This is a genomic window from Vibrio fortis (assembly GCF_024347475.1).
Taxonomy (GTDB): Bacteria; Pseudomonadota; Gammaproteobacteria; order Enterobacterales; family Vibrionaceae; genus Vibrio; species Vibrio fortis.
Genome location: NZ_AP025487.1, coordinates 2,637,406 through 2,653,377, shown reverse-complemented (window position 1 = coordinate 2,653,377; position 15,972 = coordinate 2,637,406). Strand labels below are relative to the sequence as shown.

The following is a 15,972-nucleotide window of genomic DNA, read 5'->3' as shown; positions in this document are numbered from 1 at the left end:
GGCTTTTGGTGAGCATCGTTATGTGCTTTTGGTGTATGCCTTTATACGCTCTTAGTACACACAGCTATAGGCTATTTGTTTTGATGGTCGTTACCTTTGCCAATCGGGAGATTCGCCATGACGGTAATGAACAACACTTTTTTATCTATTGAAGCTTTATATTCTGAGCGAGACATTCAGGCTGTATCGAGTGCCTTTCAACAATACACGCGCGAGCAGCAAGTCGATTTGCTTAATCGTATGCCACTGGAAGACGCAGTCTTGGTACTTGGTCAGTGTTCACTCAGTGTTATTCAAGCTCTACTTAGTGAGTTAGAAGAGCAGGGCTTTGAAAAACGCTCTCGTCACTTAGCTCACCAATTAGGTCTTATCTATTCTGAAGTTGAGCCTCAACAGGGCTATTTGACGACTGGGGTGATGAGCCATGTTAGGCAACGCATTGGCTGGATTATTGCCTTGGCGCTGTTAGGCATCGTTTCTGGCCTGATTATCGCTCAGTATGAGGATATTCTCAGTCAGTTGGTGCTACTCGCTATTTATATGCCAGTAATTGCTGCTGCCGGCGGAAACACAGGCACACAAGCAGCCACACTGGTGATTCGAGCCTTGGCCACTGGCGAGCTCAAAAAACGCCAGTGGCTTAGCGTAATTTGGAAAGAGTTCAGAGTGGCTATCTGTTTAGCGGGAGCGATTGCTGTCGTGATGGTTGGACGTATCTTGCTATTTAGCGAGAATCAAACCACAGGTGGTTATGACATTAACATGATCGCCTTTGCGATTGCGGTGGCACTGTTTATTCAGGTGACGATTTCGACAGTACTTGGCGGTGGTTTACCGATTGTTGCGCGTCTGTTCAAACTGGATCCAGCGGTACTTGTCAGCCCAGTTCTTGCCTCTATCGTCGATATTTCTGGTATGTGGATTTACTTTACAGTAGTGAATGCTTTTCTCGGTATAGCTTGAGTCTTCAGATAAATTCGGCCGACACTGGTATCAAGAAAACGGCGCAGTAAGTGTTTACTTACTGCGCCGTTTTTGTTTCTACTTATTTTGGCTAAACTCAATCACATCACGATAAAACGCCTTCTCGAAGGTGACGATTGGCGCTTCTATCGGCTTATCTTGGTCTGGTTTATTTGGGAAGTAGTCACGTACAAATTGAACAAACAGCGAATTAGGTTTGCCTGATTTATCAAGACCATAACCTGCCATATTATAACTCCCATACACGGAACCACTCTTGGCTATGATGTTCTCTTTGATAGGTGCTTTGCGCATGCTCTGGCGGTAACGCAGCGTACCATCGACCCCAGAAGTTGGCATCGCTTTGATAAGCTGTAGCTCAGCATCGTTCTGCCATATGTAACGCAGTACCTCAGCCATACTATGCGACGTCATTCGATTGTTACGAGAGAGTCCAGAGCCATCCGCTAGGTGTGCTCGTGATAAGTCGATACCTGCTTTGGTTAGCAGGATCTGTTTTATCGCTTCTGTACCGTTATTAAAGCTGCCCGGTTGCACGTAAAACTTGGAACCAAGAGTCTTAGTCAGGTTATCAGCAATCAGGTTATCTGATTTCTTGAGCATGGTATCGAGCAGAGCAGGCAGCTTCTGCGATTGATGGCTTGCAACTGTTTTAACTTTTTTGGATGAAGGCTTAGCTCCAATGATAATTTCGCCTTTGACCGTTATCCCTGATTCTTTGAGCAGTGATTGTGTCACTTCTTGGGTATAAAGCTCCGGGTTTTGAATCGCAAACTTGAGTGGTAGTGGCTTCTTGCGTTCGATCAAGCACCCAGATAGCTGGTAGTGATTGTCAGGTGTAGTCAGCAGCTCTAACTCGCACTGCGTAGCTTTTTGACCGGATTTAGTCACAGTATCTGCAATAGTTGAAACAACCACAGGATAGTGAACAGGAATGTAAACTCGTGTCTTGCCATTGTCTTGCGTGTAGATAGACGCTTGCGCGCAATTGCTGTCTAGTGTGATAGCTGTTGATGGTGCGCTATAGCAGACGCCAAGAATGTCCCACGGCCAACCAACTGCGCGTTGATAGCCAGTAAAGGCTGAATTATCTAAGTAAAGGTTGCCTTGGATGGTTTTGTTCTGCTTCTTAGCGTATTGATTCAACAGTTTCTTCAAGTCTTCGCGTTGCAGTGTTGGATCGCCACTGAACTGGATAATTGCGTCTTTTTCTGATTGAACAATGCTGGTGGTGTAATGAAACTTATCACCGAGTTCTAACTTAGCCGCCAGCGCTGTTACTAGCTTGAGTGTGCTTGCGGGTGGGTAGTAGCCTTGAGTATTGGTACTGAGTTGAGCGCTACTATTACTTAAAGACTCTAAGATTAGGCTGCTAGAGCTGCCATCAGGGAGTTTATCTAGTGGCGCATAAGCGTAGGCAGAACAAACGAAGCTGATAGCTAGCAAAGAAGACAGTAGGCGCATAAGTGTGCTGAGTCGTGGACGATAATCTCAGTATACAGATATAAAAAACGCCCGCTAGTCAGCGGGCGTTTTGATTCGAAATTAACTAATTAATCAATTAGATAATCAGAATTAGAAGTCGTAACGTAGACCTAGAGCAATCTCATCTTCAGCATCTGCAGACGTTGCTTTACCGTTTACAGCACCAACTGAACCTAGAGTATCGCCTTTAGAGATCATGTTGAAGTTGTATGATACGTAGCCACGGAAGTTAGGCTTGAAGTAGTAAGTTGCGTCTACAGCGATGTTGTCAGCTGATGTATCACCGTCAGTTTCAGCGTTGTTGTATGTAGTTGTGAATACAGTTTGACCCATAGTGTAAGCCGCTGCTAGCTCGTAACCAGTGTAGTCACCGTCATTTTTTGCTAGTTGGCCATCAGTGTATACACCTGCGAAGTATAGGTCGCCCATAGTGTAAGAACCAGCAAGCATGAACTCGTCTTGTGCATCGTCACCTGAGTATTGGCTAGCGTAACCAGCACCTACTTTAATGCCAGTTTCGCCGATTGCGTAGATACCAGATAGAGAGTAACCGTCAGCGCTATTGTCTGAGTAGCTTGCTACTGTATCACCTTCACCCGCAACAGTTCCGTCAGCTTGTAGGCCTACACGGTCTGCAAAACGGTAGCTTGCTTTTACGCTTAGGTCTTGGAATTGACCTTTGTAAGACAACATGTTGTCTGCACGATCAGCAGCGTTAATCTTCATTGCTGCAGAGTTACCGTGGTAAGCCATGATATCCGTGAAGTCTGTGATTACGCCTAGTGCGCCGTCGTTCTTACCGTAAGTTACTTCACCGAATGCACCGCCTAGACCAGCGTATGCATAACGGTTAGTTAGGCTGTCGCTGTTTTTATCTGTGCCTTCGCCGTTTTCAGCTGTTGTGAACTCACCTTCGTAGAAACCAACACCGTATAGGCCGTCTTGGATTTCAACTTGACCAAGGAAGTTTAGACGTACACGAGAGTTGTCTTGTGCTTTGCCATCTTTCATAGATAGACGAGCTTCAGCACGGCCGCCCATTTCTAGAGAAGTACCGTCTTGGTTGTATAGCTCAGAAGCGTTAGCACCAGTTGCAAGAGCTGCAGCTGATACAGCAAGCGCGATCATAGTCTTGTTCATGTTATTAATTCCTAATTACTGTCCATAAAGGTTGTTATTAAAGGATTTGAATCCTTTTTTGTATTGCTCGTATTAATCAAGCTTCATAATCAGGCTTAGAACATAAGCGAGAAACTTGCCAGAGCAATCCGTGGGGTACTTTTTACCCTTAAAGTTCCGCCGCAAGTTAGTAAAATGATATCAATAAAAATAATGAACAGTGTTTTATTGCTGTTTTTATATTTTAACTTCATGTTTTTATTTGTTTTTTATTTTTAATCGTAAACTTGGCTTTTTGCTTGTTTTTGTTTTTTTTAGGTTTTTATTTCAAGACTTATTGATTGTTAAGTTAATATTCATTTTTGTGATGTGTGTAATTTAGACCTAGATAGCGGTTTTGTAATACAACGCTGAATAAAGGTGATTTAGCCACTAAGTTTGTTTACACTAAGCCAAATCGTTTTGTTCTAACTACCTAACCAAAGAGGTTGGGTGGCTTTATTTTGGCTGAAGAAAACTTTCAGCATAGAGGTAGAAAATGGAAAAGGTTCCAATGACAGTACGTGGCGCGCAGCAGCTACGTGAAGAATTAGAGCGCTTACTAAAACAGCGTCCAATCATCTCAGCAGCGATCGGTGAAGCTCGTGAACTGGGTGACTTAAAAGAGAATGCGGAATACCACGCTGCTCGTGAAGAGCAGGGTATCTGTGAAGCGCAGATTCGTGATATCGAATACAAGCTATCTGTGGCTCAAATCATCGATGTTACACAGATGGAAAACACAGGTAAGATTATCTTCGGTACGACCGTAACGCTAATCGACGTAGATACAGACGAAGAAGTTCGCTACCAAATCGTTTCTGAAGATGAAGCGGACATCAAAACTGGCCGTATCTCTGTGAAATCACCAATCGCTCGTGGTCTTATCGGTAAGATGGAAGGCGACGAAGTAATGATTTCAACGCCAGGTGGCGAGAAAGATTTTGAAATTGATAAAGTAGAGTACATCTAATTTATCAGTCTCTAGATAGCAAAAAAGGTCGCGATTGCGACCTTTTTCTTTTCTCACGTAGTGATTAAACAACGAGATTATCTCTGATGCTTGAGATTGCCTCTGATAGTCTAAGCTTACTTACGTGGAATCTCGATTTTACGTTCTTCAGACTGGCGGAATAGCACAAGCACTTTACCGATAGTTTGTACTTTTTCTGCTTTAGTCTCACGTACGATGGCGTCGATAATCAGCTGTTTAGTTTCACGGTCTTCTGATGCAACTTTAATCTTGATCAGTTCGTGGTGGTCTAGAGCGATTTCGATTTCCGCTAGAACAGCTTCAGTAAGTCCATTTGCGCCCATTAGCACAACAGGTTTTAAACTGTGAGCTAGGCCCTTTAGATGCTGCTTTTGTTTGGTACTTAGGTTCATTACGCGGCCAATTTTCTTTACTATTAGGGTTGAAAAAACCTATTTTAACGCCATCTAAAGCTGAAGACTATAATTTATTCAGCAATTAGTACTTTCCTCCAATTTAGGTACCCAATGAGCAAACAGAAACATTCGGCCAGTTCAGGCCGTTGGTTGAAGGAACACTTCGACGATAAATACGCGAATGAAGCCCGTAAGAAAGGCTACCGTTCACGTGCTTACTTCAAAATGGAAGAGATTCAAACTAAAGACAAATTGCTGTCTCCGGGCATGACTGTTGTCGATTTAGGGGCGGCGCCTGGCGGGTGGTCTCAATATGCTGCTAAGATTGTAGGTGACAGTGGTCAAATCATTGCATGTGACTTATTACCTATGGACCCAATCGCAGGTGTGAGCTTCTTGCAAGGTGATTTCAGAGAGGATGCAGTACTAGAAGCTTTATTAGATAGGATCCAACCGGACATGGTGGACGTAGTAATGTCTGATATGGCTCCGAATATCGCAGGCAACAACTCTGTAGATCAACCGAGAGCTATGTATTTAGTTGAATTAGCGTTGGATATGTGTCGACAAGTTCTAGCTACCAATGGTAGTTTTGTTGTTAAAGTATTCCAAGGCGAAGGGTTCGATCAATACGTTAAAGACGTCCGCGAGATGTTTAAAACGGTAAAAGTGAGAAAACCCGATTCTTCACGAGCTCGTTCCCGTGAAGTGTTTATTGTAGCCACTGGTTACAAAGGTTAACGATTCTCTTAAATAGTGTGCGTTAACAATATAGCTACAGGTTACAAACTGTAGTACCCTACCTTTAATTACAATTAGTTATCGCGAGGCTGACACCTTGAGTGACATGGCAAAAAATTTAATTCTGTGGCTTGTTATTGCTGTAGTGTTGATGTCGGTATTCCAGAGCTTTGGCCCTGGTGAAAGTAACGGCAGAGCAGTAGATTACACCACGTTTGTACAGGAAGTTGGCCAAGGCCAGATTCAAGAGGCGCAGTTCAATAACAGCGAGATCACCTTTACGCGTCGTGGCGGTGGTGCAAAGTACGTTACGTACATGCCTGTTTATGACCAGAAGCTGCTTGATGACTTAATTAACCAAAATGTAAAAGTTCAAGGTACACCACCTGAAGAGCAGAGCCTGCTTGGTACTATCTTCATCTCTTGGTTCCCAATGATCTTACTGATTGGTGTGTGGATTTTCTTCATGCGTCAAATGCAAGGCGGTGGCGGCGGTAAAGGCGCGATGTCTTTCGGTAAGAGCAAAGCTCGTATGATGAGCGAAGAGCAGATCAAAACGTTGTTTGCTGATGTTGCTGGTTGTGACGAAGCAAAAGAAGACGTGAAAGAGCTAGTAGACTACCTACGTGACCCAAGCCGATTCCAAAAGCTGGGTGGTAAGATCCCAACAGGTATCCTACTTGTAGGTCCACCGGGTACAGGTAAAACGCTACTTGCAAAAGCGATTGCTGGTGAAGCGAAGGTACCATTCTTTACTATCTCTGGTTCTGACTTCGTTGAAATGTTTGTTGGTGTTGGTGCATCTCGTGTGCGTGACATGTTTGAACAAGCAAAGAAAGCGGCACCTTGTATCATCTTCATCGATGAAATCGATGCTGTAGGTCGTCAGCGTGGCGCAGGCGTTGGTGGTGGTCACGATGAGCGTGAGCAAACATTGAACCAAATGCTTGTAGAGATGGATGGCTTCGAAGGTAACGAAGGTATTATTGTTATCGCTGCGACTAACCGTCCAGACGTACTTGACCCAGCGCTACTTCGTCCTGGTCGTTTCGACCGTCAGGTTGTGGTTGGTCTACCGGATGTACGTGGTCGTGAACAGATTCTTAAAGTTCACATGCGTAAAGTGCCTCTGGCAGGTGACGTAGAGCCTTCTCTAATTGCTCGTGGTACTCCAGGTTTCTCTGGTGCTGACCTAGCTAACCTAGTTAACGAAGCGGCGCTGTTCGCTGCTCGTGGCAATAAACGCAACGTATCTATGGTTGAGTTTGAACTAGCGAAAGATAAAATCATGATGGGTGCAGAGCGTCGCTCTATGGTTATGTCGGAAGAGACGAAAGAGTCAACGGCATACCACGAAGCGGGTCATGCGATTGTTGGTCGTCTAGTACCTGAACATGATCCAGTGTACAAGGTATCTATCATTCCACGTGGTCGTGCGCTTGGTGTAACTATGTACCTACCAGAGCAAGATCGTGTAAGTATGTCTCGTCAACATCTAGAATCGATGATCTCTAGCTTGTACGGTGGCCGTCTTGCTGAAGAACTTATCTACGGTAAAGACAAAGTATCGACGGGTGCTTCTAACGATATTGAACGCGCAACTGACATTGCTCGTAAGATGGTGACTCAGTGGGGCTTCTCTGAGAAGCTAGGTCCTCTTCTTTATGCTGAAGAAGAAGGCGAAGTATTCTTGGGTCGCAGTGTAAGTCAGACGAAACACGTATCTGATGACACCACTAAGCTTATCGATGAAGAGATTCGTATCCTGATTGACCGTAACTACGCTCGCGCGCAGAAGATCCTTGAAGATAACATGGATATCATGCACGCGATGAAAGATGCGCTTATGAAGTACGAAACGATCGATGCGGGTCAGATTGATGACCTAATGGATCGTAAAGATACGATTCGTGAGCCTGCTGGTTGGGGCGACCAAGTAAAGGCTGAGCCTGCGAAGGAAGAGCCAAAAGCGGAAGCAAAACCAGAAGCTAAAGAAGAAGTGAAAGCTGAAGAAGCGAAAACGGACTCTGAAGATAGCGCGAACAAAGATTCTTAATCTAGAAATCGTTAATAAAAACCCTGAGTACTCGCTCAGGGTTTTTCTGTTTTTAGGCTAATGACCTGCGAAGAATGGAATTCATGAATTTAACAGCCAATCAAAAAACGCTTACTCTCGACCGTCCACACGTGATGGGTATTCTCAATGTCACACCAGATTCTTTTTCTGATGGCGGCAAATATAACTCTCTTGATAACGCATTGGCTCAAGCCGAAAAAATGATAGACGCTGGTGTTTCTATTATTGATATTGGTGGAGAGTCGACGCGTCCAGGTGCACCGGATGTCACGCTTGAGGAAGAGCTTGAACGAGTCATTCCTGCGATTAAAGCCATTCGTGCTCGTCACGATGTTTGGATCTCTATTGATACCAGCAAAGCTGAGGTTATGCGACAAGCCGTCGCTGCAGGTGCTGATCTGATCAATGATGTACGTGCATTGCAAGAGCCGGGCGCTCTTGAAGTGGCAGCCGAAGCGGGCGTGCCGATCTGTTTAATGCATATGCAAGGACAACCGCGTACGATGCAGACCAACCCAACCTATGATGACCTACTGCAAGACGTCTCTGATTTTCTTCAAGAGCGTATTGCAACCTGTGAAGCTGCCGGGATATCGAAAGATCAGTTGATTTTGGACCCAGGGTTCGGTTTTGGTAAGACGCTTGAACACAATTATCAGCTACTGGCGCACCTTGATAAGCTCCATAAGCTCGGTTTGCCATTGCTCGCTGGGATGTCTCGCAAATCAATGATCTTTAAGCTGTTGGACAAGAAACCAGCCGATTGTATGGTTGGAAGCGTAACTTGTGCTACGATTGCCGCCATGAAAGGGGCTCAGATCATTCGAGTTCACGATGTAGAAGATACATTGGAAGCAATGCAAATTATTAAAATGATGAATAACAATCATTAAAAAGATAGAAATATAATTAAGGGAAATAACATGTCTGATAAAAGACGTTACTTTGGTACAGATGGTGTACGCGGTAAGGTTGGTCAATACCCAATCACACCTGATTTTGTTCTAAAGCTTGGCTGGGCTGCGGGCCGTGTACTTGCAAAACAAGGCACAAAGAAAGTAATCATTGGTAAAGATACGCGTATCTCTGGTTACATGTTGGAATCAGCACTAGAAGCAGGCTTGGCTGCAGCAGGTTTGAAAGCGACTTTTACTGGTCCTATGCCAACACCAGCAGTTGCGTACTTAACACAAACTTTCCGTGCTGAAGCTGGTATTGTTATCTCTGCTTCTCACAACCCTTACTACGATAACGGCATCAAGTTCTTCTCTTCAGAGGGTACAAAACTGCCTGACGATATCGAACTGGCGATTGAAGCTGAGTTGGACAAAGACATCGAGTGCGTGGAATCAGCAGAGCTTGGTAAAGCGACACGCCTGAACGATGCGGCGGGTCGTTACATCGAATTTTGTAAGAGCACTTTCCCATCAGAGCTTAGCCTTGCGGGTAAGAAAATCGTAGTTGACTGTGCACATGGCGCAACTTACCACATTGCACCTGCGGTATTCAGCGAGTTAGGTGCTGAAGTTATTGCTATGGGCGTCGAGCCAAATGGTACTAACATCAACCATGAAGTTGGCGCAACAGATGTACGTGCTCTGCAAGCTCGAGTGGTTGAAGAGAAAGCGGATCTGGGTCTGGCATTTGATGGTGACGGCGACCGCATCATCATGGTTGACGAGCTAGGCAACAAAGTAGATGGTGACCAAATTGCCTACATCATTGCGCGTGATGCACTGCGTCGTGGTGAACTAAAAGGCGGTGTAGTCGGTACACTTATGACTAACCTAGGTATGGAAAATGGCCTGAAACAACTAGGCATCCCATTTGTTCGTGCTGCGGTTGGTGACCGTTATGTGATGGAGCAGCTTCTTGCTAAAGGTTGGAAGATTGGTGCTGAAAACTCAGGTCACGTGATCCTGCTAGATAAAGTCACTACCGGTGATGCTATTGTTGCAGCGCTTCAAGTATTGGCGTCGGTTGTTGGTAGCGAAATGTCATTGAATGAGCTGTCTCAAGGTATGACTCTTTACCCTCAAGTACTTGAGAACGTGCGTTTTAGCGGTGACTCGAACCCATTAGAAGCTGATGCAGTTAAGCTGTCTGTTGCCGAAGTTGAAGCAGAGCTTGGTGAGAAAGGCCGTGTGTTGCTACGTAAATCGGGTACTGAGCCTCTATTGCGTGTAATGGTAGAAGGTGAAGATGCTGAACTGGTACAGAACTCAGCACTTAAAATTGCCGAAACAGTGAAAGCAAGCTGCTAAATTACCTTTCGTTAATTAACGAAAATAGTTACATAACGAAGTAGCTAAATAACGAAAACTGTAAAAAGGGCGACGCTTTACCTCTCTTTAGAGTAGGTTTTATTGCGTTTTGCCCTTTTTTTGAGCGTTCGTTAGTCAAAGGCTTATTTTTTGGTAAATTCCGCTTGTCAGCGTACGTCGCATTCGCTAGTATTGCTCGGCCTTCAGTAAGGAGGTCGCTAGCCTTGTTCTGTATAACATGATTTTATGTCAATACTTAACGGCGCTGGCTCAACAATTTGGAACATAGGTGGAAAAATGTTTACAGTTCTACTTGTGATTTACCTGTTGGCAGCGCTTGGTGTAATTGGCCTAGTGTTAATTCAACAAGGTAAAGGCGCAGATATGGGAGCCTCTTTCGGTGCTGGCGCTTCAAACACTGTGTTTGGTGCTAGTGGCTCAGGAAATTTCCTAACCCGAATGACTGCAATTTTTGCAACTACATTTTTTATCCTTAGCTTAGTGCTTGGTAATATGTCTACACATAAGACTGAGTCACAATGGGTAGATCCTACACAGGGTCAAGTTATCCAACAAGCTGAAGATGCAGTGAGTGAAGTTCCGGCGCAAGGCGACGAAATTCCACAATAATCTGAAAGAATTGATGCCGAGATGGTGAAATTGGTAGACACGCCAGCATGAGGTGCTGGTGCCTATGGTGTGAGGGTTCGAGTCCCTCTCTCGGCACCATTATTTACAAACTTGTAAAACATCTTGTTGGGCGTATAATGCTCGCAAGTCGGACGCGGGATGGAGCAGCTTGGTAGCTCGTCGGGCTCATAACCCGAAGGTCGTCGGTTCAAATCCGGCTCCCGCAACCAATTTTAAGTGCTATATTTAGTCTTAATTGGTAGCAAGTTTGCACAGTGTGAACCTCACTGTGAACTAAGTGCAGTAACTCATTTGATGAAGGCGCTTAGTATATAAGGGTCCAGCAACAAAAACCCCGGCTTATACGGGGTTTTTTGTTATCTAAGCATTTGTAAATGCTAATAGATAATGTTTGCTTGGAATTTAAATTGGGCTTTGAGCCCTTTTTTTGTTTCTGGAGTGGTTAAATGACTGGTTTAGAAAGACAACTTACTGAAATGCTTGAAGCTCCAGTAGCAGCATCAGGTTATGAGTTAGTTGGATTAGAATTTATTCGTGCGGGTGAGCACTCAACGCTACGTATTTACATCGATTCACCAAACGGTATCAATGTGGATGACTGTGCAGAAGTAAGTCACCAAGTAAGTGCCGTAATGGACGTTGAAGATCCAATTTCAGTGGCTTATAACCTTGAAGTGTCTTCACCAGGTTTAGAAAGACCACTGTTCAAAGCAGAGCATTACCAACAATTTATTGGTCACGAGGTAAGCATCGTTTTGAAAATGGCTGTCGGCAACCGTCGTAAATGGAAGGGTGATATCCAATCTATTGAAGGCGAAACCGTAACAGTATTGGTTGAAGGGCAACAAGAAGAATTCGCCCTTAGCAATATTTCAAAAGCGAACCTGATCCCTAAATTTTAGTTCTCCCTGAGAGAAGAGCTTAAGAGGCTAGATTAATGAACAAAGAAATTTTGGCGGTAGTAGAAGCTGTTTCTAACGAGAAAGCAGTTCCTCGTGAGCGTATTTTTGAAGCGCTTGAAATCGCGCTTGCTACAGCAACGAAAAAGAAAAGCGAATTCGAAATCGAAGTTCGTGTAGAGATCGACCGTAAAACTGGTGATTTCGAAACTTTCCGTCGTTGGGAAGCGGTTGAAGAAGTTGAGCATCCAACAAAAGAGATCTCTCTTGAAGCAGCACAATTCGAAGACGAAACAATCGAACTTGGCGGTTTCATCGAAGACGAGATCGAGTCTGTAACGTTTGACCGTATTACGACTCAAACAGCTAAGCAAGTTATCGTACAAAAAGTACGTGAAGCTGAGCGCGCGCAAATCGTTGAACAGTTCATCGACAACGAAGGCGAGCTAGTAACTGGCGTAGTTAAGAAAGTTAATCGCGACACTATCATCCTAGACCTAGGTAACAACGCTGAAGCGGTTATTCTGCGTGATGACCAACTTCCTCGTGAAAACTTCCGTCCAGGCGACCGTGTACGTGGTCTTCTTTACAAAGTTGCACCTGAAGCGCGTGGTTTCCAACTGTTTATCACTCGTTCTAAGCCAGAGATGCTTGCTGAGCTATTCCGTGTAGAAGTACCTGAGATCGGTGAAGAGCTGATTGAACTAAAAGGTGCTGCACGTGACGCAGGTTCTCGTGCTAAAATCGCTGTGAAAACAAACGACAAGCGCATTGACCCAGTAGGTGCGTGTGTTGGTATGCGTGGTGCACGTGTACAAGCGGTATCAAGCGAACTTGGCGGTGAGCGTATCGATATCGTGCTTTGGGATGATAACCCAGCACAATTTGTTATCAACGCAATGGCTCCAGCAGACGTTGCTTCTATCATCGTTGATGAAGATGCACACTCAATGGACATCGCTGTTGAAGCAGACAACCTAGCACAAGCTATCGGCCGTAGCGGTCAAAACGTACGTCTAGCGTCTCAACTGACTGGTTGGGAACTGAACGTAATGACAGTTGAAGATCTTCAGAAGAAACACCAAGAAGAAGCAGTAGCTTCTATTGAGAACTTCATGAAGCACCTAGACATCGAAGAAGACTTCGCACAAATGCTTGTTGAAGAAGGTTTCTCTACGCTAGAAGAAGTCGCTTACGTTCCAGTAAACGAACTTCTAGAAATTGATGGCCTAGACGAAGACATCGTAGAAGAGCTACGTAGCCGTGCTAAAGATGCTCTAACAACGCTAGCACTAGCGAAAGAAGAGACATTTGACGGTGTTGAGCCAGCAGAAGACCTTCTAGCACTTGAAGGCCTAGAGCGCGAAATGGCGTACAAACTGGCAGCAAAAGGTGTAGCAACACTAGAAGACCTAGCTGACCAAGGCGTTGATGAACTAGAAGGCATTGAAGACCTAACTGCAGAGCGTGCGGGCGAGCTAATCATGGCTGCGCGTAACATCTGTTGGTTCGGCGACGAAGAATAATTCAGCAAGGAGAGAAAGCGGTATGACACAATTAACAGTTAAAGCACTGAGTGAAGAGATTGGTACGCCAGTTGACCGCTTAATTGAACAACTTGCTGATGCAGGCATGAAGAAAACAGGGTCGGATCAAGTTACTGATTCAGAAAAACAAGCATTACTAACGCATCTTAAGAAAGAGCATGGTGATACATCTGGTGAAGCTGAACCGACTCGTTTAACTCTTCAACGCAAGACCCGCAGCACGCTAAGTGTTGCCGCTGGAGGCGGTAAGAGTAAGGATGTTCAAGTAGAAGTACGCAAGAAGCGTACTTACGTGAAGCGCAGCGCTATTGAAGATGAAGCGAAACGTGAAGCTGAGGAAGCAGCGAAGCGTGAAGCTGAAGAGAAAGCACGTCGTGAAGCTGAAGAGCAAGCGAAACGTGAAGCTGCAGAGAAAGCACAGCGCGAAGCTGAAGAGAAGGCAAAACGTGAAGCGGACGCAAAACGTGAAGCTGAAGAAAAAGCAAAACGCGCACAAGCTGATAAGGCTAAAAAAGACATGAATGCAAAAAATGCAGACGCTAACGCACAAGCGAAAAAAGAAGCGGATGAACTAAAAGCTCGTCAAGAGCAAGAAGCACAGCGTAAAGCTGAAGCTGAAGCGGCGAAGCTAGTTGAAGAAGCACGTAAACTAGCAGAAGAGAACGAAGCGCGCTGGTCTGAAGAAGAGCAGAAGAAGAAAGAGCAAGAGAAGTCTGCGGACTACCATGTGACAACTTCTACATACGCTCGTGAAGCGGAAGATGCTGCTGACCAGAAAGAAGAGAAGGCGCCTCGCCGTCGTAAGAAGAAGCCAGCTGACAAGCAAGCTACTAACAACCGTGGTGGTCGTAACCAACGTGGTCGTGGTGCTAAAGGCAAACTTGCTAAACCAACTTCAATGCAACAGGGCTTCGATAAGACAGCATCTGTAGCAAAAGCTGACGTTGTTATCGGCGAAACTATCGTTGTTTCTGAACTGGCTAGCAAAATGGCCGTTAAAGCAACTGAAGTTATCAAAGTAATGATGAAGATGGGCGCAATGGCGACTATCAACCAAGTGATCGACCAAGAGACAGCACAACTTGTTGCTGAAGAAATGGGTCACAAGGTAATCCTACGTAAAGAGAACGAGCTAGAAGAAGCGGTACTAAACGACCGTGATAACAACGCTGAAGCTGTTCCACGTGCTCCTGTTGTAACTATCATGGGCCACGTTGACCACGGTAAAACGTCAACACTTGACTACATCCGTAAAGCTCACGTTGCTTCAGGCGAAGCGGGCGGTATCACGCAGCACATCGGTGCATACCACGTTGAAACTGACAACGGCATGATCACTTTCCTTGATACTCCTGGACACGCGGCATTTACAGCTATGCGTGCTCGTGGTGCTCAAGCGACAGATATCGTTGTTCTAGTAGTAGCAGCAGATGATGGTGTAATGCCACAAACGATCGAAGCGATTCAGCACGCGAAAGCAGCTGAAGTACCGCTAATCGTTGCTGTAAACAAGATCGATAAAGAAGACGCTAACCCAGACAACGTTAAGAACGAACTGGCACAGTACGACGTTATCCCTGAAGAGTGGGGCGGTGAGAACATGTTCGTTCACATCTCTGCGAAACAAGGTACTAACATCGACGGTCTTCTAGAGACAATCCTTCTACAATCTGAAGTTCTAGAACTGACAGCAGTAGAAGAAGGCATGGCATCAGGTGTGGTTGTAGAATCTCGTCTAGATAAAGGCCGTGGTCCAGTAGCTACTGTTCTTGTTCAGTCTGGTACTCTAAACAAAGGCGACATCGTTCTTTGTGGTCAAGAGTACGGCCGTGTTCGTGCAATGCGCGATGAGAACGGTCAAGAAGTTACATCTGCAGGCCCATCTATCCCAGTAGAGATCCTAGGTCTTTCTGGTGTACCAGCATCTGGTGATGAAGCAACAGTTGTACGTGACGAGCGTAAAGCACGTGAAGTAGCGAACTACCGTCAAGGTAAATTCCGTGATGTGAAACTAGCGCGTCAACAGAAAGCGAAACTAGAGAACATGTTCTCTAACATGGCTGCTGGTGAAGTTGCTGAGCTTAACGTTGTTCTTAAGGCTGACGTACAAGGTTCTGTAGAAGCAATCGCTGACTCTCTACTGAAACTGTCTACAGACGAAGTTAAAGTGAACATCGTAGGTTCTGGTGTTGGTGGTATTACAGAAACTGATGCAGTACTTGCAGCAGCATCTAACGCTATCATCCTAGGCTTCAACGTTCGTGCAGACGCGACAGCTCGTCGTACTGTTGAGAACGAAAACCTAGATCTACGTTACTACTCAATCATCTACCAACTGATCGACGAAGTGAAACAGGCGATGGGCGGTATGCTTGCTCCTGAATTCAAACAAGAAATCATCGGTCTTGCTCAAGTACGTGACGTATTTAAGTCGCCTAAGCTTGGTGCAATCGCAGGTTGTATGGTTACTGAAGGTACGATCAAGCGTAACAACCCAATCCGCGTACTACGTGACAACGTTGTTATCTACGAAGGTGAACTAGAGTCACTACGTCGCTTTAAAGATGACGTACAAGAAGTTAAGAATGGCTACGAATGTGGTATCGGCGTTAAGAACTACAATGACGTTCGCGTTGGTGACCAAATCGAAGTATTCGAAATCGTTGAAGTTAAGCGTACTCTAGACTAATCAGTCCGCTGACTCGACATATTGACTAAGGTTACTAACATTACTGGTATAGGTAAGTGGTAATCGGTTGTTGAATACACCATGGGGG

The 15,972-nt window shown here is 45.1% G+C and carries 13 protein-coding genes and 2 tRNA genes; 12 read left to right on the top strand and 3 right to left on the bottom strand.

All coding sequences use genetic code 11. The annotated features are described in order from the left end of the window. Positions 1 to 117: 117 nt before the first annotated feature. Positions 118 to 963 carry a magnesium transporter gene (locus OCV50_RS11570; RefSeq protein ID WP_239841167.1) on the top strand — a complete coding sequence of 282 codons (846 nt, stop codon included), beginning with the start codon at positions 118 to 120 and terminating at the stop codon, positions 961 to 963. A 78-nt stretch (positions 964 to 1,041) separates the two neighbouring features. Here OCV50_RS11570 and dacB read toward each other — a convergent pair whose 3' ends face one another. Together dacB and OCV50_RS11560 are read right to left on the bottom strand one after the other, a co-directional pair. After that, on the bottom strand, positions 1,042 to 2,448 hold the full coding sequence (gene dacB / locus OCV50_RS11565) for a serine-type D-Ala-D-Ala carboxypeptidase (protein ID WP_261903116.1): 1,407 nt from the start codon (positions 2,446 to 2,448) through the stop codon (positions 1,042 to 1,044). A gap of 111 nt (positions 2,449 to 2,559) precedes the next feature. Next, entirely contained in the window at positions 2,560 to 3,609 is a 1,050-nt protein-coding gene (locus tag OCV50_RS11560; RefSeq protein WP_261903115.1) for a porin, read from the bottom strand. A gap of 517 nt (positions 3,610 to 4,126) precedes the next feature. Here OCV50_RS11560 and greA point away from each other — a divergent pair. Further along, complete coding sequence (gene greA, locus OCV50_RS11555) at positions 4,127 to 4,600, top strand: transcription elongation factor GreA (protein WP_032551537.1); 474 nt, start codon at positions 4,127 to 4,129, stop codon at positions 4,598 to 4,600. Between the two features lie 116 nt (positions 4,601 to 4,716). On the opposite strand, the gene yhbY is transcribed toward greA, so the two are convergent. Further along, positions 4,717 to 5,013: a ribosome assembly RNA-binding protein YhbY gene (gene yhbY / locus OCV50_RS11550; protein ID WP_032551538.1), complete on the bottom strand. Its 297-nt coding sequence runs from the start codon at positions 5,011 to 5,013 to the stop codon at positions 4,717 to 4,719. A gap of 114 nt (positions 5,014 to 5,127) precedes the next feature. Here yhbY and rlmE point away from each other — a divergent pair, with 114 nt between their 5' ends. The 10 genes from rlmE (at position 5,128) to infB (ending at position 15,884) form a co-directional block, all read left to right on the top strand. After that, complete coding sequence (rlmE, locus tag OCV50_RS11545) at positions 5,128 to 5,757, top strand: 23S rRNA (uridine(2552)-2'-O)-methyltransferase RlmE (RefSeq protein ID WP_032551539.1); 630 nt, start codon at positions 5,128 to 5,130, stop codon at positions 5,755 to 5,757. 106 nt (positions 5,758 to 5,863) lie between these two features. Continuing rightward, entirely contained in the window at positions 5,864 to 7,813 is a 1,950-nt protein-coding gene (ftsH, locus tag OCV50_RS11540) for an ATP-dependent zinc metalloprotease FtsH (protein ID WP_150869224.1), read from the top strand. Between the two features lie 83 nt (positions 7,814 to 7,896). After that, positions 7,897 to 8,727, top strand: coding sequence for a dihydropteroate synthase (gene folP, locus OCV50_RS11535; RefSeq protein WP_261903114.1), 831 nt, complete (start codon positions 7,897 to 7,899; stop codon positions 8,725 to 8,727). A 30-nt stretch (positions 8,728 to 8,757) separates the two neighbouring features. Beyond that, positions 8,758 to 10,098, top strand: a complete 1,341-nt coding sequence (gene glmM / locus OCV50_RS11530; protein ID WP_261903113.1) for a phosphoglucosamine mutase — start codon at positions 8,758 to 8,760, stop codon at positions 10,096 to 10,098. 297 nt (positions 10,099 to 10,395) lie between these two features. Then, a complete protein-coding gene (secG, locus tag OCV50_RS11525) occupies positions 10,396 to 10,728 on the top strand; it encodes a preprotein translocase subunit SecG (RefSeq protein WP_032551755.1) in 333 nt (110 codons plus the stop codon). Between the two features lie 15 nt (positions 10,729 to 10,743). Then, a tRNA-Leu gene (locus OCV50_RS11520) sits at positions 10,744 to 10,827 on the top strand. Between the two features lie 54 nt (positions 10,828 to 10,881). After that, a tRNA-Met gene (locus OCV50_RS11515) sits at positions 10,882 to 10,958 on the top strand. Positions 10,959 to 11,195: 237 nt separating this feature from the next. Then, positions 11,196 to 11,651, top strand: a complete 456-nt coding sequence (rimP, locus tag OCV50_RS11510; RefSeq protein WP_032551544.1) for a ribosome maturation factor RimP — start codon at positions 11,196 to 11,198, stop codon at positions 11,649 to 11,651. A 35-nt stretch (positions 11,652 to 11,686) separates the two neighbouring features. Further along, entirely contained in the window at positions 11,687 to 13,174 is a 1,488-nt protein-coding gene (gene nusA / locus OCV50_RS11505; RefSeq protein WP_239841162.1) for a transcription termination factor NusA, read from the top strand. Between the two features lie 22 nt (positions 13,175 to 13,196). After that, positions 13,197 to 15,884, top strand: a complete 2,688-nt coding sequence (gene infB, locus OCV50_RS11500; protein WP_239841161.1) for a translation initiation factor IF-2 — start codon at positions 13,197 to 13,199, stop codon at positions 15,882 to 15,884. Positions 15,885 to 15,972 lie beyond the last annotated feature (88 nt).

What these genes read in the sequence shown, in the direction of transcription:
- OCV50_RS11570 (WP_239841167.1), top strand. Translation starts at nt 118, where the DNA reads ATGACGGTAATGAACAACACTTTTTTATCTATTGAAGCTTTATATTCT.
- dacB (WP_261903116.1), bottom strand. Translation starts at nt 2,448, where the DNA reads ATGCGCCTACTGTCTTCTTTGCTAGCTATCAGCTTCGTTTGTTCTGCC.
- OCV50_RS11560 (WP_261903115.1), bottom strand. Translation starts at nt 3,609, where the DNA reads ATGAACAAGACTATGATCGCGCTTGCTGTATCAGCTGCAGCTCTTGCA.
- greA (WP_032551537.1), top strand. Translation starts at nt 4,127, where the DNA reads ATGGAAAAGGTTCCAATGACAGTACGTGGCGCGCAGCAGCTACGTGAA.
- yhbY (WP_032551538.1), bottom strand. Translation starts at nt 5,013, where the DNA reads ATGAACCTAAGTACCAAACAAAAGCAGCATCTAAAGGGCCTAGCTCAC.
- rlmE (WP_032551539.1), top strand. Translation starts at nt 5,128, where the DNA reads ATGAGCAAACAGAAACATTCGGCCAGTTCAGGCCGTTGGTTGAAGGAA.
- ftsH (WP_150869224.1), top strand. Translation starts at nt 5,864, where the DNA reads ATGGCAAAAAATTTAATTCTGTGGCTTGTTATTGCTGTAGTGTTGATG.
- folP (WP_261903114.1), top strand. Translation starts at nt 7,897, where the DNA reads ATGAATTTAACAGCCAATCAAAAAACGCTTACTCTCGACCGTCCACAC.
- glmM (WP_261903113.1), top strand. Translation starts at nt 8,758, where the DNA reads ATGTCTGATAAAAGACGTTACTTTGGTACAGATGGTGTACGCGGTAAG.
- secG (WP_032551755.1), top strand. Translation starts at nt 10,396, where the DNA reads ATGTTTACAGTTCTACTTGTGATTTACCTGTTGGCAGCGCTTGGTGTA.
- rimP (WP_032551544.1), top strand. Translation starts at nt 11,196, where the DNA reads ATGACTGGTTTAGAAAGACAACTTACTGAAATGCTTGAAGCTCCAGTA.
- nusA (WP_239841162.1), top strand. Translation starts at nt 11,687, where the DNA reads ATGAACAAAGAAATTTTGGCGGTAGTAGAAGCTGTTTCTAACGAGAAA.
- infB (WP_239841161.1), top strand. Translation starts at nt 13,197, where the DNA reads ATGACACAATTAACAGTTAAAGCACTGAGTGAAGAGATTGGTACGCCA.